Annotated in this window: 20 protein-coding genes and 1 pseudogene; 11 read left to right on the forward strand and 10 right to left on the reverse strand. The window is 71.5% G+C overall.

Features of this window, described 5'->3' with window-relative positions:
* Positions 1-9 precede the first annotated feature (9 nt).
* The gene (locus tag EJC51_RS22735) at positions 10-555 is read right to left on the reverse strand and encodes a hypothetical protein (RefSeq protein ID WP_126272789.1); all 546 of its coding nucleotides are present in this window, start codon (positions 553-555) and stop codon (positions 10-12) included.
* Between the two features lie 137 nt (positions 556-692).
* On the opposite strand from EJC51_RS22735, the gene EJC51_RS22740 reads away from it, so the two are divergent.
* Complete coding sequence (locus EJC51_RS22740) at positions 693-2,336, forward strand: DNA repair helicase XPB (protein ID WP_126272790.1); 1,644 nt, start codon at positions 693-695, stop codon at positions 2,334-2,336.
* Between the two features lie 10 nt (positions 2,337-2,346).
* On the opposite strand, the gene EJC51_RS22745 is transcribed toward EJC51_RS22740, so the two are convergent.
* The gene (locus EJC51_RS22745) at positions 2,347-2,532 is read right to left on the reverse strand and encodes a hypothetical protein (RefSeq protein ID WP_207924846.1); all 186 of its coding nucleotides are present in this window, start codon (positions 2,530-2,532) and stop codon (positions 2,347-2,349) included.
* A gap of 282 nt (positions 2,533-2,814) precedes the next feature.
* On the opposite strand from EJC51_RS22745, the gene EJC51_RS22750 reads away from it, so the two are divergent.
* Entirely contained in the window at positions 2,815-4,875 is a 2,061-nt protein-coding gene (locus tag EJC51_RS22750) for a HelD family protein (RefSeq protein ID WP_126272792.1), read from the forward strand.
* 113 nt (positions 4,876-4,988) lie between these two features.
* Here EJC51_RS22750 and EJC51_RS22755 read toward each other — a convergent pair whose 3' ends face one another.
* A complete protein-coding gene (locus EJC51_RS22755) occupies positions 4,989-5,681 on the reverse strand; it encodes a copper homeostasis protein CutC (protein ID WP_126272793.1) in 693 nt (230 codons plus the stop codon).
* A gap of 60 nt (positions 5,682-5,741) precedes the next feature.
* Positions 5,742-6,441: pseudogene (locus tag EJC51_RS22760) on the reverse strand (maleylpyruvate isomerase family mycothiol-dependent enzyme).
* A gap of 36 nt (positions 6,442-6,477) precedes the next feature.
* Between EJC51_RS22760 and EJC51_RS22765 the strand changes: the two are divergent.
* Positions 6,478-7,122 carry an HD domain-containing protein gene (locus EJC51_RS22765; protein WP_126272794.1) on the forward strand — a complete coding sequence of 215 codons (645 nt, stop codon included), beginning with the start codon at positions 6,478-6,480 and terminating at the stop codon, positions 7,120-7,122.
* A gap of 27 nt (positions 7,123-7,149) precedes the next feature.
* Positions 7,150-8,271: a GNAT family N-acetyltransferase gene (locus EJC51_RS22770; RefSeq protein ID WP_207924847.1), complete on the forward strand. Its 1,122-nt coding sequence runs from the start codon at positions 7,150-7,152 to the stop codon at positions 8,269-8,271.
* 21 nt (positions 8,272-8,292) lie between these two features.
* Here the strand turns inward: EJC51_RS22770 and EJC51_RS22775 are convergent, their stop codons facing one another.
* Together EJC51_RS22775 and EJC51_RS22780 are read right to left on the reverse strand one after the other, a co-directional pair.
* Positions 8,293-8,559: a DUF4031 domain-containing protein gene (locus EJC51_RS22775; protein WP_126272795.1), complete on the reverse strand. Its 267-nt coding sequence runs from the start codon at positions 8,557-8,559 to the stop codon at positions 8,293-8,295.
* Positions 8,556-8,951: a hypothetical protein gene (locus EJC51_RS22780; RefSeq protein ID WP_126272796.1), complete on the reverse strand. Its 396-nt coding sequence runs from the start codon at positions 8,949-8,951 to the stop codon at positions 8,556-8,558. The genes EJC51_RS22775 and EJC51_RS22780 overlap by 4 nt, the downstream gene beginning before the upstream one ends.
* Positions 8,952-9,007: 56 nt before the next feature.
* Between EJC51_RS22780 and EJC51_RS22785 the strand changes: the two genes are divergently transcribed.
* The 7 genes from EJC51_RS22785 to EJC51_RS22820 all read left to right on the forward strand — a co-directional run bounded on the left by EJC51_RS22785 (position 9,008) and on the right by EJC51_RS22820 (position 15,379).
* On the forward strand, positions 9,008-9,964 hold the full coding sequence (locus tag EJC51_RS22785) for a MurR/RpiR family transcriptional regulator (RefSeq protein ID WP_126272797.1): 957 nt from the start codon (positions 9,008-9,010) through the stop codon (positions 9,962-9,964).
* 57 nt (positions 9,965-10,021) lie between these two features.
* Entirely contained in the window at positions 10,022-10,957 is a 936-nt protein-coding gene (gene murQ, locus EJC51_RS22790; RefSeq protein ID WP_126272798.1) for an N-acetylmuramic acid 6-phosphate etherase, read from the forward strand.
* Between the two features lie 16 nt (positions 10,958-10,973).
* Positions 10,974-12,308 carry a PTS transporter subunit EIIC gene (locus EJC51_RS22795; protein ID WP_126272799.1) on the forward strand — a complete coding sequence of 445 codons (1,335 nt, stop codon included), beginning with the start codon at positions 10,974-10,976 and terminating at the stop codon, positions 12,306-12,308.
* Positions 12,305-12,529 (forward strand): hypothetical protein, encoded by a 225-nt coding sequence (locus EJC51_RS22800; protein WP_126272800.1) that lies wholly within the window; start codon positions 12,305-12,307, stop codon positions 12,527-12,529. Before EJC51_RS22795 ends, EJC51_RS22800 begins: the two co-directional genes overlap by 4 nt.
* Positions 12,530-12,569: 40 nt before the next feature.
* Positions 12,570-13,106 (forward strand): DinB family protein, encoded by a 537-nt coding sequence (locus EJC51_RS22805; RefSeq protein ID WP_126272801.1) that lies wholly within the window; start codon positions 12,570-12,572, stop codon positions 13,104-13,106.
* A 1,012-nt stretch (positions 13,107-14,118) separates the two neighbouring features.
* On the forward strand, positions 14,119-14,799 hold the full coding sequence (locus EJC51_RS22815; RefSeq protein WP_244362793.1) for a Uma2 family endonuclease: 681 nt from the start codon (positions 14,119-14,121) through the stop codon (positions 14,797-14,799).
* Between the two features lie 13 nt (positions 14,800-14,812).
* Positions 14,813-15,379, forward strand: coding sequence for a hypothetical protein (locus tag EJC51_RS22820; RefSeq protein ID WP_126272802.1), 567 nt, complete (start codon positions 14,813-14,815; stop codon positions 15,377-15,379).
* A gap of 15 nt (positions 15,380-15,394) precedes the next feature.
* On the opposite strand, the gene EJC51_RS22825 is transcribed toward EJC51_RS22820, so the two are convergent.
* The 4 genes from EJC51_RS22825 to groL form a co-directional block, all read right to left on the reverse strand.
* Positions 15,395-16,852 (reverse strand): MFS transporter, encoded by a 1,458-nt coding sequence (locus EJC51_RS22825; protein ID WP_126272803.1) that lies wholly within the window; start codon positions 16,850-16,852, stop codon positions 15,395-15,397.
* Between the two features lie 76 nt (positions 16,853-16,928).
* A complete protein-coding gene (locus tag EJC51_RS22830; RefSeq protein ID WP_126272804.1) occupies positions 16,929-17,792 on the reverse strand; it encodes a metallophosphoesterase family protein in 864 nt (287 codons plus the stop codon).
* A gap of 28 nt (positions 17,793-17,820) precedes the next feature.
* Positions 17,821-18,939 carry an NADH:flavin oxidoreductase gene (locus EJC51_RS22835; RefSeq protein ID WP_126272805.1) on the reverse strand — a complete coding sequence of 373 codons (1,119 nt, stop codon included), beginning with the start codon at positions 18,937-18,939 and terminating at the stop codon, positions 17,821-17,823.
* Positions 18,940-19,137: 198 nt separating this feature from the next.
* Complete coding sequence (gene groL / locus EJC51_RS22840) at positions 19,138-20,760, reverse strand: chaperonin GroEL (RefSeq protein ID WP_059195844.1); 1,623 nt, start codon at positions 20,758-20,760, stop codon at positions 19,138-19,140.
* Between the last annotated feature and the right edge of the window lie 298 nt (positions 20,761-21,058).

Genomic DNA, 21,058 nt, shown 5'->3' on the forward strand with positions numbered 1-21,058 from the left:
GGTCGGTGGCTAACAGTCGCTCACAGGGGCGTCCGCCGCCAGGCCGAAGTGGGTGCGGGCGGCGGTCTCCAGGGGCGTGGTCGACAGGGGGTCGTCGAGTTCGGTGCGGGTGAAGTGGCCGAAGTGGGTGTGCGTCCACTCCGCGTAGCCCGCCCCTTCGGGGGCCGCCTCCTGCGACACGATCCGGTAGCCGCCGACCGCGTCCGCGTCCCGCTCCAGGCGCAGCACCTGCGGGACGTGGGCGCCGGAGCACTCGACCAGGGCGTGCGCCTGGACGCCGTACTCCATGCAGAGCGTGTCGACGCCCGCCCGCACGACCCCGTCGCGCTCGTCCAGCTCCAGTGCCTCCGCGTGGCAGAACCACCGCGCGTCGAGTTCCGGGGCGGTTTCGCCGTACCCGGTGCCATGCGCGTCGGCCACGAGGCGGGCCTCGATCGCGGGGCGTATCTCGTGCCACAGGTCGCTGTCGACGTCCTGCGGCCACACCACCCATGCCCCCGTGGCCACCAGCACCGCCGTGGCGCCGAGCCCGACCCCCCACCTGACCACCGACACCGTGTGCTCCTCACTCCGCCGGGTCCCCGCCCGACTAGACAGACAACCCGGGGCAGAGGTTGCGCGGGCGCCCCGATCGGTTCCCGCCGGTATGCGGCACACTGGAGGTTTGGCCCGTGCGGAAGGGAAGTGCGTACGTGAACGGACCGCTGATCGTCCAGTCGGACAAGACCCTGCTCCTGGAAGTCGACCACGAGCAGGCCGACGAGTGCCGTCGGGCCATCGCGCCGTTCGCGGAACTGGAGCGGGCGCCGGAGCACATCCACACCTACCGGGTGACGCCGCTCGGGCTGTGGAACGCCCGGGCCGCCGGGCACGACGCCGAGCAGGTGGTCGACGCGCTCGTGCAGTACAGCCGGTACCCGGTGCCGCACGCGCTGCTCGTCGACGTCGCCGAGACCATGGACCGGTACGGACGGCTGACGCTCTCCAAGCACCCGGTGCACGGGCTGGTGCTGACGACCACCGACCGGCCGGTGCTGGAGGAGATCCTGCGGTCGAAGAAGGTCGCGCCGCTGGTGGGGGCGCGGATCGACCCGGACACCGTCCTCGTGCATCCGTCCGAGCGGGGACAGATCAAGCAGACGCTGCTGAAGCTGGGCTGGCCCGCCGAGGACCTCGCCGGGTACGTCGACGGCGAGGCGCACCCGATCGAGCTGGCCGAGGACGGGTGGGCCCTGCGGCCGTACCAGAAGCAGGCCGTGGAGAACTTCTGGCACGGCGGGAGTGGCGTGGTCGTGCTGCCCTGCGGTGCCGGGAAGACCCTCGTCGGGGCCGGGTCCATGGCGCAGGCCAAGTCGACCACGCTCATCCTCGTCACCAACACCGTCTCCGCCCGGCAGTGGAAGCACGAGCTGGTGAAGCGGACCTCGCTGACCGAGGACGAGATCGGCGAGTACAGCGGGACGAAGAAGGAGATCCGGCCCGTCACCATCGCCACCTACCAGGTGCTGACGACCCGGCGGAAGGGCGTCTATCCGCACCTGGAGCTGTTCGACTCCCGGGACTGGGGGCTGATCGTCTACGACGAGGTGCATCTGCTGCCCGCGCCCGTCTTCAAGTTCACGGCCGATCTCCAGGCGCGGCGGCGGCTGGGCCTGACGGCCACCCTCGTCCGGGAGGACGGGCGGGAGTCGGACGTCTTCTCGCTCATCGGGCCCAAGCGGTTCGACGCGCCCTGGAAGGAGATCGAGGCGCAGGGCTACATCGCGCCCGCCGACTGTGTCGAGGTCCGGGTCAACCTGACCGACTCCGAGCGGCTCGCGTACGCCACCGCCGAGCAGGAGGAGAAGTACCGCTTCTGTGCGACGACCGCGACGAAGCGGAAGGTCACGGAGGCGCTGGTACGACGGTTCGCCGGGCAGCAGATCCTGGTGATCGGGCAGTACATCGACCAGCTCGACGAGCTCGGCGAGCACCTCGGGGCGCCGGTCATCAAGGGCGAGACGCCCAACGCCCAGCGCGAGAGGCTCTTCGACGCCTTCCGGGAGGGCGAGATCAGCGTCCTCGTGGTGTCGAAGGTCGCGAACTTCTCCATCGACCTGCCGGAGGCGACGGTCGCCATCCAGGTGTCGGGCACCTTCGGATCACGGCAGGAGGAGGCGCAGCGGCTGGGGCGGGTGCTGCGGCCCAAGGCGGACGGGCACCAGGCGCACTTCTACTCGGTCGTCGCCCGGGACACGATCGACCAGGACTTCGCCGCGCACCGGCAGCGGTTCCTGGCGGAGCAGGGGTACGCCTACCGGATCGTGGACGCCGACGAGCTGCTGACGGAGGGCTGAGGGCGGAGGGCTAGCGCCTGCGGCGGACTCCGGACTCCTCGCCGTACTCGCCGAGGATGATCACCTCGAACGCGGCGCCGACGAAGACGCGTATCGCACGGAGGGTGTCGCCGAGGCGGTGGGTGGGGTGGGTGTCGGTGACGGGGGTCGCTCCGGAAGGGCGACCTGGGGCTGGGGTGATGGTCGCTGCACTCATGTCTCCATGGTGGCTTTCGAGGCATAAGGAGGGCATCGGCCCAAGGTCCCGACTTGCTGTGATACCTGAGTCGTAGGGGCCCCGGGGGGCCGTCCCCTAGGGGCCCCGCCCGTGCCTCCCGGAGCCCGGCCCGCGGAAATGCATTGGCGGCCCCCGCGCGCGCTCACCTAGAATCTCCGCTCTTGCCCGCCTCCCTCGACGGAGCGCCGCCGTCCGGACGGAAACCGGTCGGTACCTCGCAGCAGCAGCCACCCAGCCCGCAGCACCTTCGGAGGCACCCCCTTGTCCACGCCCGTCGACGACCCCGCGCCCCTGGACGACCCGCTCGGCCGCGAGCGCGGCCATCTCGCCGCGTCCCGTGCCGCCCTGCGCGCCATGCGGGAGGACGCCGAGTCCCTCGACATCAAGGACGTCACCGCGAACTGGGTCAACGCCCAGATCCTGGAACGCCAGATCAACGAGCGGATCGCGGCCCTCGCCGACCTCAGCGACACCCCGCTCTTCTTCGGCCGCCTCGACTATCTGCACGCACCCGGCACGGACCTGGCCGAGGGCGCGGACGGCGAGCGCTTCTACATCGGGCGGCGGCACGTCCACGACCACGACGGCGACCCGATGGTCATCGACTGGCGTGCGCCGGTCTCGCAGCCGTTCTACCGGGCCTCCAAGAAGGACCCGATGGACGTGGGCCTGCGCCGCCGCTTCGGGTACACGCGCGGTGACATCACGGCGTACGAGGACGAGCACCTCTCCGACCCCGCCGAGGCGGCCACCACCAGCAAGCTCCTCCAGCAGGAGATCGAGCGGCCGCGTGTGGGTCCGATGCGGGACATCGTCGCGACCATCCAGCCCGAGCAGGACGAGATCGTGCGGTCCGGGCTGGGCGGCACGGTGTGCGTGCAGGGCGGGCCGGGGACCGGGAAGACGGCCGTCGGTCTGCACCGGGTCGCGTATCTGCTCTACGCCCACCGCGACCGGCTCGCCCGCACCGGCACCCTCGTCATCGGGCCGAACCGGTCCTTCCTGCACTACATCGAGCAAGTGCTGCCCGCGCTGGGCGAGTTGAGCGTGCAGCAGGCCACGGTCGACGACCTGGTGGCGAAGGGCATCGAGGTGCGCGGCAGCGACGACGCGGCCGCCGCGGTCATCAAGGGTGACGCGCGGATGGCGGAGGTCCTGCGGCGGGCCGTCTACGCGCACGTGACGATGCCGACCGAGCCGGTCGTGGTCGTGCGCGGCTCGCGCCGGTGGCGGGTCCCGGCGTACGAACTGGAGGACATCGTCCGCGAGTTGCTCGACCGCGACATCCGCTACGGCGCCGCCCGCGACGCCCTCCCGCAGCGCATCGCGCACGCGGTGCTGGTGCAGATGGAGCGCTCGGGCGAGGCGCCGGACGACCGGGTGCAGGACTCGGTGGCGCGCAACACGGCGGTGAAGGCGGCGGTGAAGCAGATCTGGCCGCCGGTCGACCCGGCGAAACTCGTCCTGCGTCTGCTCACGGACGCGGACTTCCTCGCCGCGCACGCGGACGGGATCCTCGACGAGGACGAGCAGAAGACGATCCTGTGGGCGAAGCCCGTGCGGTCGGTGAAGTCGGCCAAGTGGTCGGCCGCGGACGCGGTGTTGATCGACGAGGCGACGGACGTCGTCGAGCGCACGCACTCGCTCGGGCATGTGGTGCTCGACGAGGCGCAGGACCTCTCCCCCATGCAGTACCGGGCGGTCGGCCGCCGCTGCACCACCGGCTCGGCGACCGTCCTCGGCGACCTGGCGCAGGGCACCACGCCCTGGGCGACCCGGAGTTGGGACGAGGCGCTCGCCCACCTCGGCAAGGCGGACGGCGTGATCGAGGAGCTGACGGCGGGTTTCCGTGTGCCGACGGACGTCATCACGTACGCCTCCCGGCTGCTCCCGCACATCGCGCCGGGTCTGACGCCGGTGGCGTCGGTCCGTGAGAACCCCGGCTTCTTCGACCTCCGCGCGATCACCGGCGCGGCCGAAGTGGTCGCCGCTTGCGAGGAGTTGCTGCGCAACGAGGGCTCGACGGGCCTGATCGCGGCGGACGCCCGCGTCCCGGCCCTGGCGGAGGCCCTCGACGCGGCCGGCATCGGCTACCTCGCACCCGGCGAGGAGACGACCGAGGAGACGCGGCTGACGCTGGTGCCGGCGTCGCTGGCGAAGGGTCTGGAGTACGACTACGTGGTCCTGGACGAGCCGCAGGCGGTGGTCGACGGTGAGCCGGATGAGCGGACGGGGTTGCGTCGGTTGTATGTGGCGCTCACCCGTGCGGTGTCGGGGTTGATCGTGACCCATGCGGCGCCGTTGCCGGTTCAGCTCGGCTAGTCAGACGGGTTGCGGCTAAGGGGGTGCCGCTTGAGGCCGGGGGCCGGGTGCGGGTGGGTCGTGGCTTGTCGCGCCCGCGCGGCGGAGCCGCACATTGATACAGCCCCGCGCCCCTAAAAGCCTTGCAGTGCGCGGCGCCATTCTTCTACCGCCCTCGCCGACACCGGGTGTTCCCAGCCCCTCGGCCTCGCCGCGCCCCCGATGTGGAAGGCGTCGATCCCCGCCGCCAGCAGCTGCGGGACATGCTCCAGCGCCAGGCCCCCGCCCACCAGCACCTGCTGCTCGTACCCCGGCTCCCCCGCCCTCGCCGCCTCGGCGAGCAGTGTGGGGAGCCCCGTCTCGACGCCCTCCGCCGACCCGGCCGTGAGGTACGTGTCCAGGCCCGGCAGGTCCGCCAGCTGCTTGCGCAGGGCGTCCCGGTCGGCGGTGTGGTCGATGGCGCGGTGGAAGGTCCAGGGGCAGCCGTCCAGCTCCGCGACCAGTCGCTCCACGGCCGTCAGGTCCACGCCGCCCTCCGCGTCGAGGAACCCGAGCACGAACTGGTCCGCACCGGCCGCCCGCAGCTCGCCGGCGGTACGGACCAGCCGGTCGACATCCCCCGCCGCGAAGCCGTCCGTCAGCCGGAGCATCACGCGCAGGTCGATGTCGACGGCGGCCCGGATCGCGGCGAAGGTCGCCACGGACGGGGTCAGACCGTCGGCCGCCATGTCGGTCACCAGCTCCAGCCGGTCCGCGCCACCGGCCTGCGCCGCGATCGCGTCCTCGGCGTCGAGGGCGATGACCTCGAGGACTGCACGCTTGCTCATGGGACCCCGTTCGTAGGCGTAGGCGACAGGTCTAGTCCAATCTCAGGGTACGCCAGCCTCTCAGAAGAAGATGTTCAACTCCTCCGCTTCCGCCCCCGCCAGCTCGAAGGCCCGCCCCTCCACCGGACGCCCCGCGTACAGCCTTACGAGGGTGGCGGCGTCGCCGATGTACCGGGCCGGCGTCCGCTCCCCCGACACCGCGCCCAGCGTGAGCGGCTCGTCGACGTCGTCGAGGTCGGCGTGCAGGGGCAGCGTGCCCTTGTGCCGGGTGATCCGGGACAGCAGCAGGAGGGCGTGCGGCAGGCCGGGGCCCGCGTAGGCGCCCGGTTCGCCGAGGGCGTCACGTACGTCGCCGCCGTGCACCCTCCCCCACTGCCTTAAAGGCGTGGGGGGACCCCCACCCCACCGCGGCCAGGTCCAGCACCCCGCCCGCCTTGGCGATCATCGGGCCGGCTTCGGTCATGCCGCGCTCCAGCTCGTCCACGACCTGCGCGTTCGTCCAATCGGCCCGCTCGGCGATGTCCCGGTCGTTCGACTCCGGCGAGAAGACGCCCTTCTCGAAGCGGCTCTCCACGATCCGCATCAGCGCGGACGAACAGTGCGCCACCACGTCCCGGACGGTCCAGCCGGGACACCCGGCCGTGGGCAGAGCGAAGTCGGCGTCCGGGCGGGACCGCAGGAGCGGGATCAGACCGTCGCGCTCGGTGGTCAGGAGGAGGCCGGGCAGTTCGGGGTCGCGTACGTCGTCAGTCGTCGTCATGCCCCCACACGCTAGGGGGCGCGCGACAATCGGTACATGGTCGATCTCGATGCCCTCCGCGTCCGTTTCTCCCACGCGCTCCGGTCGGTCAGGGGTAGCGGTGACGGCCCCGACCCCACCCCCTACGCCGACGACCTCCTCGCCCGCTGGCAGGAGCCGCAGCGGCGCTATCACACGCTCGCGCACCTCACCGCGGTCCTGGACCATGTCGACGCACTGGAGAAGTACGCGGACGACCCGGACGTCGTACGGCTCGCGGCCTGGTTCCATGACGCCGTGTACCTGCCCGAGCGGTCGGAGAACGAGGAGCGGTCGGCACGGATCGCCGAGCGGGCCCTTCCCGAGGCCGGGGTGGCGGCGGGGAAGACCGCGGAGGTCGCGCGGCTCGTGCGGCTCACCGTCACCCACGCCCCCACCCCCGACGACCGCAACGGACAGGTGCTCTGCGACGCCGACCTCGCGATCCTCGCCGCCCCACCCTCCGCGTACGCCGCGTACACGGCCGCCGTGCGGGAGGAGTACCACTTCGTCCCCAACGAGGCCTTCCGGGAGGGGCGTTCGGCGATCCTGCGGCAGCTGCTCGAGCTGCCGAGGCTGTTCCGGACGCCGTACGGGGCGGCCGAGTGGGAGGCGACCGCCCGCTACAACCTCGCCGCCGAGCTGGAAATGCTGTCGCCCTGAGGGCGGCGGCCTCATAGCCTGCCCCTCATGGGAAACAGGGGTGCGGAGCGGGTGGAAGAGGCCGTCGCGGGGGCCGTGGGGGTGCTGCGGGGCGCGGTCGAGCGGGACTGGGACGGCGTGCGGGCCGGGCGGTGCGAGTGGAGTTGCCGGGAGACGGCCCAGCACATCGCGCAGGACCTGATCGTGTACGCGGGGCGGCTGGCCGGGCGGGTGCAGGACACCTACCGCCCCTTCGACGTCGTCGTCGACGACAGCACGGACAACGCTCGTGTCCTCCAACTCATCGAGGGCGGCGGGGTGTTGCTCACCGCGACGATCCGGGTGACGCCACCCAGGGCCCGCGCCTATCACCCGCGGCCGTACTACTCCGCCAACCCCGAGGGCTTCGCCGCGCTCGCCGTCGGCGAGGTGCTGCTGCACACCCACGACATCGCCGAGGGCCTCGGTCTGCCCTACGAACCCCCGGCCGACCTCGCCGAGTTCGTGCTCACCCGCATGTTCCCGCACATCCAGCCAGGACCCGAGCACTGGCCCACCCTGCTGTGGGCCACCGGCCGCGGCGAGCTGCCCGGCCGCGCCCCGGTCACCGAGTGGGACTGGTACAACAACCTCGTCCTGCCCACCGACCGCCTCACCCTGGAGGGCCTCACCCCCGCGGCCGCCGCCGACCTGCGCCTGGGCGGCGACGGCGGCTACGACTGGGTCGCCGACGGCCCCTTCGACGGCACCCGCGAGGCCGCCGGGATGCTGGTCAAGGCGTACGAGGCGGGCGTGCACCGCCCGGAGTGGGGTGTCTTCGTCCTCGTCCGGCGCGAGGACGGCAAGGCGGTCGGCGGCATGGGCTTCCACGGCGCCCCGGACGAGGACGGCCGCGCCGAGGTCGGCTACGACCTCGCCCCCTCCGCCCGCGGCCGGGGCTACGCCACGGAGGCGCTGCGCGCGCTGAGCGAGTGGGCGCTTGCGCGGGACGGCGTACGGCTGCTGATGGCGACGATCGAGGAGACGAACCGCGCCTCCCAGGCCGTCGTCACCCGCGCCGGATACACCCGGGCGACGGTCGGGGAACAGCACGAAGTGCTCACGCACGAGCAGCACGCGCCGCACGAGGAGGACACCGACCTCCGGCTGTACCTGCGCGAGCGGCCGTAGGGCCGGTCCGGCGGACAGTCCCTAGGCCGGACGCCCCTTGGGGCGCCGCAGCCCCGACTCCGTCAGCAGGCGCACCACCTCGCGGCTGCTGACCTCCACCGCGCCGGCCGCGACCACGTCCGCGTACCGGTGCGCGGGGATGTCGTAGTGGTCGCGTTCGAAGGCCCGGCGCGGCACGCCCAACCCGTCGGCGAACGCGTGGAGTTCGTCGTACGACACGTCGCTCACCAGGTGGGACCACATCCGGCCGTGTCCCGGCCAGGCGGGCGGGTCTATGTAGACGGTCACGAGGAGGGCGTCCCGCCGGCCGCCGAGCCCAGCGCGCCGACGGACGCGACCTTCACGCCCGCCTTGTGGCACACCCAGTGCGGGTCGGGCCCGAGTTCCGGCTCGACCTCCAGCGCGTGCGGGTCGCCGGCCCCGCACACCGGGCACAGCGGCCAGCGGCCGTAACGCTCCAGGAGCGCGTCCTGGACGTCCTGCGCGACCAGCCCGGCCACGAACTCCGCGCCGTCCGGCCACTGCTCCACCCACCAGCGGCGCTGGACGACGGACTCCTCGACGAGGGACACCACGTCCGCGTCGGCGACCTCGCCCGCGACCAGGTCGGCGAGCACCAGGGCGCGTGCCGCATGCAACGCCTGCTCCAAAGGGCTTACGGGGAGGCCGGAGGGATCCATGCCCCCTATTGTGCGCACTCTTGACCACGGGACCGAGCCGAAAATATCTTTCATACGTGACCCAGGAAGTGAAGGAAATTTTCGGCGGCGCCTCGGGCGGCCCGAGTGGTCCGGGTGGTCCGGGTGGTCCCGGCACACCGCCCGCCCCCGCCGCGCTCGCCGCCAAGGTGCGCACCCTCACCCCTTCCATGACCCGCTCCATGCAGCGGGTCGCCGAGGCCGTCGCCGGTGACCCGGCCGGCTGCGCGGCCCTGACGGTCACCGGCCTCGCGGAACTGACCGGCACCAGCGAGGCGACCGTCGTCCGCACCGCCCGCATCCTCGGCTACCCCGGCTACCGCGACCTGCGCCTCGCCCTCGCCGGCCTCGCCGCGCAGCAGCAGTCGGGGCGGGCGCCGGCGATCACGACGGACATCGCGGTGGACGACCCCATCGCCGACGTCGTCGCGAAACTCGCCTACGACGAGCAGCAGACGCTCGCCGACACGGCCGCCGGTCTGGACACCGTGCAGCTGGCGGCGGCCGTCGCCGCGGCGGCGACCGCCCGCCGCATCGACGTGTACGGAGTCGGGGCGTCCGGGCTGGTCGCCCAGGACCTGGTGCAGAAGCTGCTGCGGATAGGGCTGATAGCCCACGCCCACAGCGATCCGCATCTCGCCGTCACCAACGCGGTGCAGCTGAAGGCGGGGGACGTCGCCATCGCGATCACGCACTCCGGGGCGACGGGGGACGTCATCGAGCCGCTGCGGGTCGCGTTCGAGCGCGGGGCCACGACGGTCGCGATCACCGGACGGCCGGACAGTTCGGTGACGCAGTACGCGGACCATGTGCTGACGACGTCCACGGCCCGGGAGAGCGAGCTGCGGCCGGCGGCGATGTCGTCGCGGACCAGCCAGCTGCTGGTCGTGGACTGTCTGTTCGTAGGGGTGGCGCAAAGGACATACGAGAGCGCGGCGCCCGCCCTGGCCTCGTCGTACGAGGCCTTGGCACACCGGCATCGCGGCAGAACGTAGAAAAGCGCCCGCCCCCACTCCGTTACGTGAAAGAACCACGTGAAAGAGCCGCCCCCCATGACCTCCACCTCCGATCCCCGTGTTCTGCGTGCCGAGTTGGAAGCCCTCACCACCGAGGCCTTCCGGCCCGAGCTCGCCGACATCGACCAGTTGCCCACCCTCGACATCGCCCGGCTCATGAACGGTGAGGACGTCACCGTGCCCGCCGCCGTCGCCGAGCGGTTGCCCGAGATCGGTGCCGCCATCGACGCCGTCGCCACCCGGATGGCCCAGGGCGGTCGGCTCGTCTACGCCGGTGCCGGGACCGCCGGGCGCCTCGGTGTGCTGGACGCCTCCGAGTGCCCGCCGACCTTCAACACCGACCCCGCGCAGGTCGTCGGCCTGATCGCGGGCGGCCCGGAGGCCATGGTGACCTCCGTCGAAGGCGCCGAGGACTCCAGGGAACTGGCGAGAGCCGACCTGGACGCGCTGAAGCTGACGCCCCTGGACACGGTGGTCGGCGTCTCCGCGTCCGGTCGTACCCCTTATGCCATCGGTGCCGTCGAACACGCCCGCGCGCAGGGCGCGTTGACGATCGGGCTGTCCTGCAACAGGCACAGCGCGCTGGCCGCCGCGGCGGAGCACGGCATCGAGGTGGTCGTCGGCCCCGAACTGGTCACCGGCTCCACCCGGCTCAAGGCGGGCACCGCCCAGAAGCTGGTGCTGAACATGCTGTCGACGATCACGATGATCCGGCTGGGCAAGACGTACGGGAACCTGATGGTCGACGTCCGCGCCTCCAACGAGAAGCTCCGGGCGCGCTCCCGGCGGATCGTCGCCCTCGCCACGGGCGCCGGGGACGACGAGATCGAGCGGGCGCTGGCGGAGACGGACGGCGAGGTGAAGAACGCCATCCTGGTGATCCTCACCGGCGTGGACGGCCCCGCGGCCACCCGCCTTCTGGAGGAGTCCGGCGGCCATCTGCGTGCCGCGCTGGCGGCGGCGGGCGGCTGACCAGCACGCTCGGCGGATGACCACCTCGTACGACACCGCGACAGCGCTCCTCCCTCTGGTCGGCGGCCCCGCCAACGTCGCCTCCGTCGCCCACTGCATGACCCGGCTGCGGCTGCGCCTGGCCGACCCGTCGCTGGTGGACGGGGAGGCGTTGCGGGCGCTGCCGGGGGTGCTGGGGGTGGTCGAGGACGACGACACGTACCAGATCGTGCTCGGGCCGGGGGCGGTCGCGCGGGTGACGGCCGACTTCGAGGCACTGCTGCGGAAGGAGACGCGGAAGGCTGAGAACGCGACCCCGCTGAAGCTGGCGCTGCGCCGGGTGGCGAACGTCTTCGTCCCGCTCATCCCCGCGCTCATCGGCTGCGGCATCCTCGCGGGCCTCAACGGGCTGCTGACGAACGCCGGTTGGCTGCCCGGTCTGACCCCGGCCCTGGCGGCCGTCGCGTCCGCCTTCATGTCCCTCATCGCGGTCTTCGTCGGCTACAACACCGCCAAGGAGTTCGGCGGCACCCCGGTGCTGGGCGGGGCGATCGCGGCCGTCGTCGTGTACCCGGGGGTCGCGAAGGTGACGGCCTTCGGCGTGGCGCTGGCCCCCGGGCAGGGCGGTGTCCTGGGCGCGCTGGCGGCGGCGTTGCTCGGGACGTACGTGGAGAAATGGTGCCGCGGCCACGTGCCCGCGACGCTGGACGTCCTGCTCACCCCGGCCCTGACGGTCCTGGTGTCCGGCCTGGCGACCCTGTACGTCCTCATGTACGCCGCCGGCACGGTCTCCTCGGCGATCGGCACGGCGGCGAACTGGCTGCTGTCGACGACGGGCGCCTTCGCGGGCGCGGTCCTCGGCGGCCTGTTCCTCCCCCTGGTGATGCTGGGCCTGCACCAGGCCCTGATCCCGATCCACGCCACCCTCATCGAACAGCAGGGCTCCACGACCCTGCTCCCCCTGCTGGCGATGGCGGGCGCGGGCCAAGTGGGCGCGGCGGCCGCGGTGTACGTCCGCCTCCGCCACGACACCGCAATGCGCACGACGATCAAGTCGGCCCTGCCCGCCGGGTTGTTGGGCGTGGGCGAGCCGCTGATCTACGGGGTGTCGCTGCCGTTGGGCCGCCCCTTCGTCACCGCCTGCGCGGGCGGGGCGGCCGGGGGTGCCTTCGTCGGCCTGTTCGCGATGCTGGGTGAACGGGTGGGCGCGACCGCGATCGGCCCGTCGGGCTGGGCCTTGTTCCCGCTGCTGGCAGGGGACGGAGGGCTGGGGCTGGGAACGGCGGCGGCGATCTACGCGGGCGGGCTGCTGACGGGGTACGCGGTCGGGTTCGGGGCGACGTACGCCTTCGGGCTGCCGAAGGAGAGGTGACTCCGGCGGCGGCCGGTCGTTCCCCGACCATGAAGAACATGCTGATGGCCGCCGCCCTGGCCTCCTCCGCCGTAGTCCTCGCCACCCCCGCACACGCCGACCCCCATGATGGCAACCACTGGGGCTCGGCCGCCCCGGTGGTGTGCACCGCGGAACACGCCGTCACCCCGGTCCTGGGCGACCTCGCCTCCGCACCGACGCACGCTTGCCCCGAGGGCTGAGCGGTCAGGATCTGACCTATACGGCTCCTAGCGTGCCCCCATGACCAACACCACGCAGGACACTGTCACCGCCACCGAACGCCCCGACCTGCTGGAAGTGCTGGCCCACCAGCGGCACTTCCTGCGCTTCACGACCCGTGACCTCACCGACGAACAGGCCGGGCAGCGGACCACGGCCAGTGAGCTGTGTCTGGGCGGCCTGATCAAGCACGTCACGTCGGTGGAGCGGAACTGGGCGGCCTTCATCCTCAACGGCCCGTCGCCGGCCGACGACTTCAAGAACAAGACCGAGGCCGACTTCGCCCGGCGCGCCGACGAATTCCGGATGCTGCCCGGCGACACCCTGGCCGGTGTGCTGGCCGCCTACGAGGAGGCGGCCCGCCGGACCGACGAGATCGTCACGTCCCTGCCCGACCTGAACGCCGACCACCCGCTGCCCGAGGCTCCTTGGTTCAAGCCCGGGGCTCGATGGTCGGCCCGCAGGGTGCTGCTGCACATCGTCGGGGAGACGGCCCAGCACGCCGGGCACGCCGACATCATCCGGGAGTCCCTGGACGGCGCGAAGAGCATGAGCTGACTGCTCCCGAAGCTCAAGCGGCCAGCTCCGAGCCCTCTTTGCTTGGAATGGGAGAGGACCTCAACCCACCCTCCCACCCCGCGAGTTGACCGCACGCGTCCGGCTTGCCACGCAGAGTCACGATCGTCTGCGGTCCGGATAACGAACAGCCCCCGCCAGGTGCGCCAACACCTGCGGGGGCTTGACCGACGAGATCGAAATGGAGTCGATCCGTGGCTGACGCCCAGTTTAGTGCTGCCTCCCTGCCCGCGCACGCTGCCCCGCACCCGATGTCCAAGCCGGGTTACGGCAAGCGCACCGCCCCCGACCAACGCCCCCGCTCCCACCACGACTTCGCCCACCTCCCACCCCGCGAAGCCGCCATCGCCGGCTACCTCGACCGCCTTCCCGACGGCGCCGACATCTCCGTAAAGACGCTGGCCAAGCAGTTGCCGTACGGACAGTGCGCCCTCCGTACCGCCCTCAACCGCCTGCAAAGGGAAGGGCACTTGCGACGCGGACGCGAACAACTGGCCTCGGAATCCGGCACCTCCCACTGGATCACCCGATCGTGGTTCTCCCGTACCGCGCGGGACGATGACTGGTGGGCGGCGTTCACGCGGGGAGACGTACCGCAGGAGCCGCCGGACCGGCCTCGCCGTACGCTTTCCCGCGCTCACGTCCTCCTCGCCGCCCTCGGCCGCACCGCCCCCGCGCTCTCCCTCTCCGGCGCCGAGTGCGCGCCTCGCCCCGTTGCTGACGCCGTGGTTCGAGCGGGGCGCCACCGACGAGGTCGTACGCCATGCCCTGACCAGCGGTCTGCCCGTCCCGGTCCACAGTGCGGCGGCTGCCGGGGCGGAGGACGCACCTCCGAACGCCCCGCCGCGCTCCCGCCCGCCCCTGAGATCCACGCTCGTGCGGCGGAGATCCGTGCCGCAATGTCACAGAGACGACGAGAAGGGACACCCGTATGACAGCGCCGACGGTCCGACGTCACCGCTCCGGGGCACGATGGGAGGAAGGAGGCGATGGCATGACCCCTGACACCGCTGAGCGGCCCCAGATGTCCGTCGAGGACTTCGATGAACTCGTCCGCAGGGCCCCTAGGGAGCTGAAGAACAGGCTGGAGTTCCTCGGCGGAAGGCTCTGCATCCGGCACGGCCCGCTCGACGTCGACGAATTCGAGGAGCTGGCCGCCGCGGCTCCGGAAACCGTGCGACTTGAGTACATCAACGGAAAGGTAGTCGTAAAGGCCATGCCGGACGGCAACCATCGGGAGATCTTCGTCTGGCTCCAGGAGCAGTGCATGCAATACCGCCCCGACCTCCGCGTCTACGGAGAATCAGGTGTCATGTCCGAGGCCTACCGCAAAGGGCGCGCCCGCACAGACGGAGCCGTCGCGCTGAAGGGCCACTTCAAGGGACATGGCGAGTGGTCCGCCGCCAACGGCATCCTCATGGCCATAGAGATCACCTCCCACGACCATGACACCAACCAGGGCGACGGCATCGACAAGCCCGTCGGTTACGCGGCGGTCGACATCCCCGTCTACTTGTTGATCGACCGTGACAACAACACCGTCGTCGTATACAGCGACCCCAAGGACAGCCGCTACCAGGAGACCGTCTCCCACCCGTGGGGATCTCCGGTCGAACTGCCCGACCCCCTCGGCTTCACCCTGGACACCGAGGAACTCAAGGACTACGCCGACTGAGACACTGGCCTTCATGAACCACGCCCAGCTCACCGCCCTAGGCCGAGCCCTCCGCCTCCTCGGCGAGCACGGCGAGGCCCTCTCCGCCGATACCCCGGACGCCAAGCTGCACGAGGTCAAGGCCGACCTCAAGCGCGCCCTGGAGCTGCTCGACGAGAGCGTCACCAGCGCCGCGCCCAGCACCCGTTGTGCCGAACACCCGAACGGCCCGGTCGACGAGAACGCCCCCGACTTGTGCCTGCTGTGCGAGACCCGGCGCCGCGCCGCACGCCGCGCCTCCATCAACGGCCCCGCCCAGACCGGCCCGTCCGCCACCGCCCCGTCCCGCTACGGCGTCCGCGACGACCGGCCGCAGCCGCAGCAGCGCTGGCTGCCCGAGCTGTGGAACGGCCAGGAGTGGCAGCTGTGCGGCACCCCGCGCCGCGACCGCCGCGAGGCCGAGCTGTATCTCGCGGCGGCCCGCCGGGGGCCGCGCGCGGCGATGGCGTACCGGCTGGTGCACGAGTTCACCGACTACGAGGTGCTGCGGGTGTGGGGCACCCCGGTGAAGGTCGACATCGAGCCGCTGGGGAACCTGTAAAGCGACAGACCGCGCCTACGACTTGGCGGCGGCCTCCGCTGACTCCGTCGCCCCCTCCGCCACCAGCGTCCCGTCCCCCGCCACCCGCTGCCGCGGGATGAACGACGCGACCGCGAAGGCCAGCAGCGCCGCTCCGGCGCCGACCGCCAGGACCGCCTTGAAGCCGTTCTCGGACGGCAGCGCGTAACCGCCGAAGTCGGTGGTCAGCTGGGCCAGGATGACGCCGGCGATGGCGCTGGCCGACGAGGTGCCGATGGAGCGCATCAGGGTGTTGAGGCTGTTCGCCGCGGCCGTCTCCGACGCGGGCACCGCGCCCATGATGAGCGCGGGCATCGAGCCGTACGTGAAGCCGATGCCGGCGCCGATGACGCAGGAGACGAGCACGAAGTGCCAGACCTCGCTCATCAGGACGATGTTGAGGCCGTACCCGGCGGCGACGATCAGGGCGCCGATCATCAGCGTGGCCTTCGGGCCGCGGGCCTTGGAGACGGCGGCGGAGATCGGTGCCGTGGCCATCATGACCAGGCCGGAGGGGGCCATGACCAGACCGGCGGCCAGCATCGACTTGCCGAGGCCGTAACCGGTCTGGGCCGGGAGCTGGAGAAGCTGCGGGATGACCAGGCTCATCGCGAACATGGCGAAGCCGACCGCGATCGAGGCGAGGTTGGTGACCAGTACCTGACGGCGGGCGGTGGTGCGCAGGTCCACCAGCGGCTGGTCGGTGCGCAGTTCGAAGAAGCCCCAGGCCAGCAGGATCACGACGGCCGCGAGGAAGAGTCCGATCGTGGTGCCGCTGCCCCAGCCCCAGTCGGCGCCCTTGGAGATGGCGAGGAGCAGGCAGACGAGCCCTGCCGCCATGCCCAGGGCACCCACGAGGTCGAAACGGCCGCCGGTGCGCACCTTGGACTCCGGTACGAAGACGGTGACCAGGCCGATGGCCACGGCGCCGAGCGCAGCCGAGGTCCAGAACAGCACGTGCCAGCTGAAGTTGTCGGCGATGAGCGCGGCGGCGGGCAGCCCGAGGGCGCCGCCGATGCCGAGGGAGGCGCTCATCAGGGCGGTCGCGGAGGCCAGCCGCTCGGCGGGCAGTTCGTCGCGCATGATGCTGATGCCGAGCGGGATGACACCGGAGGCGAGGCCCTGGAGGGCACGGCCGATGATCATCGGCAGGAGGGAGTCGGCCAGCGCGCAGACGACCGAGCCGACGATCAGCATGACGCCGCTGATCAGCAGCATGCGGCGCTTGCCGAACATGTCGCCGAGGCGTCCGACGACCGGCGTGGCCACGGCGGCGGCGAGCAGCGTGGCGGTGACGGCCCAGGCGGTGTCGGAGGCGGGCGCGTCCAGGAGCCTCGGCAGCTCGGGGACGATCGGGATCACCAGGGTCTGCATCAGCGAGACCACGATTCCGGCGAAGGCCAGCACCACCACCACGGCGTTCGACCGTGGTACTGCGGAAGGAGCGTCGGACATGGCGGGGCCTCCATCGGCGTAGTACTTGACCTACGCAACATTAAGTCAGTTGATTGACTTAATGAAGAGGTCCAGGTCAGCCGTACTGCTCCACGAGGGAGCGCACCCTGTCCGCGTCCAGCTCGTAGACCGTTTCGTGCGCCCGGGGATCCCGCGCGTGGAGCGTGTGGAAGAGCGGGCCGGAGGGCCCGCCGAGCACCACGAGGGAGGCGGACGCCCCGCGCACCGCCCGCTCGGTGCCCGGCGCCGCCGTCAGGTCGATGCGGTTGACCACGCCGGGCGTCACCCACACCGGCACCGACTCCAGCAGCCCGAAGAGCTGGAGATGGAAGTGCCCGGTGAGGACGACCCGGACATCGCTGCCGCGCAGGGCGTCGGCGAGGTCGGCGGGGTTGCGCAGGCCGAAGACCTGCTGGAGGGGGTTGTCGAGGGCGATGGGCGGGTGGTGGAAGGCGAGGACGGTGCCGTGCCCGGCCGGGGTGCTCACCACCTGCCGCAGCCAGGCGAGCTGCCCGGCGGAGAGGTGGCCGTGCACCTTGCCGGGCACCAGCGAGTCGAGCGTGACGAACCGCCACCCGGCGACGGTGCTCACCGCGGCCCGCTCACCGGCCTCCGACGCGAACACCGCCTCCGGCTCGTCATGCCCGCTGCCGAGCACCTTCCCGAAGGCCTCGCGCTCGTCGTGGTTGCCGGTCGTGCAGAACACCGGCACCCCGCCCAGCACGTCCCGCGCGAACCCGCCCACCAGTGCCCGCACGGCCGTGTACGCCTCCGGGGAACCGTCGTCGGCGAGATCGCCGGTGACGACGACGGCGTCGATGCCCCGCAGATGCCGGAGTTCGTCGAGGAGAAGCCGCAGGGAGTCATGCGCGTTGACGCCGTGCCGGTTGACGGCGTCGGTGCGCTCCAGGTGCGTGTCCGAGAGCTGGAGAATCCTCATCTCCCGGACACTACACAGGAGTTGACGGTCAGCTCAGCGACTGGAGGGCCGCCGCGTCGTACGGCTTCAGCTCGTCGAGGCGGCCCGCGAGGACCTTCGCCGCCCACTCCGGGTCCTGGAGCAGCGCGCGGCCGACGGCGACGAGGTCGAACTCGTCGCGCTCCAGCCGGTCGAGGAGGTCGTCCAGGCCCTTGAGCGGGGAGCCCTCGCCGACGAACGCGTTGATGAAGTCGCCGTCGAGGCCGACCGAGCCGACGGTGATGGTGGGCTTGCCGGTGAGCTTCTTGGTCCAGCCCGCGAGGTTGAGGTCGGCGCCGTCGAACTCCGGGAGCCAGTAGCGGCGGGTGGAGGCGTGGAAGGCGTCGACGCCGGCCGCGGCGAGCGGGGTCAGGATGGCCTCCAGCTCCTCCGGGGTCTCGGCGAGCCGGGCGTCGTAGGCCTCCTGCTTCCACTGCGAGTAGCGGAAGATGACCGGGAAGTCGGCGGAGACGGTCTCGCGGACGGCGGCGACGATCTCGGCGGCGAACTTGGTGCGGGCGACCGCGTCACCGCCGTAGGCGTCGGTACGGCGGTTGGTGCCCGCCCACAGGAACTGGTCGACCAGGTAGCCGTGCGCGCCGTGGATCTCCACGCCGTCCATGCCGATGCGCTCCGCGGCGGCCGCGGCCTCGGCGAAGGCGCCGATGACGTCGTCGAGGTCGCGCTGGGTCATGGCCGTGCCGGTGGGCTCGGTCTCGCCGATGCGCAGGCCGGAGGGGCCGACCGCGGGGGCCTCGGGGACGGGGTTCTGGCCCTCCTTGCGGACCATGCCGATGTGCCACAGCTGCGGGACGATGGTGCCGCCCGCCGCGTGCACGTCCGCGGCCACCTGCTGCCAGCCCGCGAGCTGCTCCGCGCCGTGGAAGCGCGGGACGCGGCTGCTGTTGCCGGCCGAGTCGTGACCGACGTACGTCCCCTCGGTGACGACCAGGCCGACGCCCGCCGCGGCGCGCCGCGCGTAGTACGAGGCCACGTCGGCGCCCGGGATACCGCCCGGGGAGAACATCCGGGTCATCGGCGCCATCACGATGCGGTTCGGGACGGTCAGACCGTTGATCGCGATCGGCCGGGCGAGGATCTCGGCGGCGCGGGTGGGGGAGGCGGTCACGCGGGGGCTCCTAGCGGTGGGGTACCAGCGGGTATGTGCATACGCATGGACACTACGCACTGAGCAACCGCTCAGGACACCCCTCCATTTCCTCCGGCCCCTGTGATCCCGCCCACCTCCGGAAACGCCCGAGGGCGGCACCCCCTGTCGGAACAGGGGGTGCCGCCCTCGGTTAGGACGAGTCCGATCCGCCGGGGATCAGAAGTCCATGTCACCGCCCGGCATGCCGCCACCGGCGGGCGCGGCGGCCTTCTCCGGCTTGTCGGCGATGACGGCCTCGGTGGTGAGGAAGAGCGCGGCGATCGACGCGGCGTTCTGGAGCGCGGAGCGCGTGACCTTCGCCGGGTCGATGATGCCTTCCTTGACCAGGTCGACGTACTCACCGGTCGCGGCGTTGAGGCCGTGACCCGGGGTGAGGTTGCGGACCTTCTCCACCACGACGCCACCCTCGAGGCCGGCGTTGACGGCGATCTGCTTCAGCGGGGCCTCAAGGGCGAGCTTGACGGCGGCGGCGCCGGTCGCCTCGTCACCCTCCAGCTCCAGCTTCTCGAAGACACCGGAGGCCTGGAGCAGGGCCACGCCACCACCGGCGACGATGCCCTCCTCGACGGCCGCCTTGGCGTTGCGCACGGCGTCCTCGATGCGGTGCTTGCGCTCCTTGAGCTCGACCTCGGTCGCGGCACCGGCCTTGATGACGGCGACGCCACCGGCGAGCTTCGCCAGGCGCTCCTGGAGCTTCTCGCGGTCGTAGTCGGAGTCGCTGTTCTCGATCTCGGCGCGGATCTGGTTCACGCGACCGGCGACCTGGTCGGCGGAGCCGGCACCGTCGACGATGGTGGTCTCGTCCTTGGTGATGACGACCTTGCGGGCGCGGCCCAGGAGGTCCAGGGTCGCGTTCTCCAGCTTGAGGCCGACCTCCTCGGAGATGACCTCGCCGCCCGTGAGGATGGCGATGTCGCCGAGCATGGCCTTGCGGCGGTCACCGAAGCCCGGGGCCTTGACGGCGACGGACTTGAAGGTGCCGCGGATCTTGTTGACGACCAGGGTCGACAGGGCCTCGCCCTCGACGTCCTCGGCGATGATCAGCAGCGGCTTGCCCGACTGCATGACCTTCTCCAGGAGCGGGAGCAGGTCCTTGACGGAGCCGATCTTGGAGTTGGCGATCAGGATGTACGGGTCGTCGAGCGACGCCTCCATACGCTCCATGTCGGTGGCGAAGTAGGCGGAGATGTAGCCCTTGTCGAAGCGCATACCCTCCGTCAGCTCCAGCTCCAGACCGAAGGTCTGGGACTCCTCGACGGTGATGACGCCTTCCTTGCCGACCTTGTCCATCGCCTCGGCGATGAGCTCGCCGATCTGGGTGTCGGCGGCGGAGATGGAGGCCGTGGAAGCGATCTGCTCCTTGGTCTCGACATCCTTCGCCTGCTCAAGGAGGGCACCGGAGACGGCCTCGACGGCCTTCTCGATACCGCGCTTGAGAGCCATCGGGTTGGCACCGGCGGCCACGTTGCGCAGACCCTCGCGCACCAGGGCCTGGGCCAGGACGGTCGCGGTCGTCGTGCCGTCACCGGCTACGTCGTCGGTCTTCTTCGCGACTTCCTTGACCAGCTCGGCGCCGATCTTCTCGTACGGGTCCTCGAGCTCGATCTCCTTGGCGATGGACACACCATCGTTGGTGATCGTGGGGGCGCCCCACTTCTTCTCGAGGACGACGTTGCGACCCTTGGGGCCGAGCGTCACCTTGACGGCGTCCGCGAGCTGGTTCATGCCGCGCTCGAGGCCGCGCCGCGCCTCCTCGTCGAACGCGATGATCTTGGCCATGTGAAGTGGTCCCTCCAGGACTGGGGGTGATTCCTTCGGACCGCGCCCGCGCCCGCGACGGACGGCTCGCACACCTCGTGGTTCCTTGCCCCACCTGGCCTGCGGGCCTCACCGACCCGGTCCTTCTTTGTCACTCTCACCTTCAGAGTGCTAACGCCAATGATTAGCACTCGGCCCCTGCGAGTGCAAGCGCCTCCCGGGGATCGGGCGGCCCCGCCACCAGCCCTCGACCCGCCCCGGACAGGCCGAAGGGCCCGTACCCCTCGCGAGGTACGAGCCCTTCAACAGAAGACGTCGC

This window comes from Streptomyces aquilus (assembly GCF_003955715.1).
GTDB lineage: Bacteria > Actinomycetota > Actinomycetes > Streptomycetales > Streptomycetaceae > Streptomyces > Streptomyces aquilus.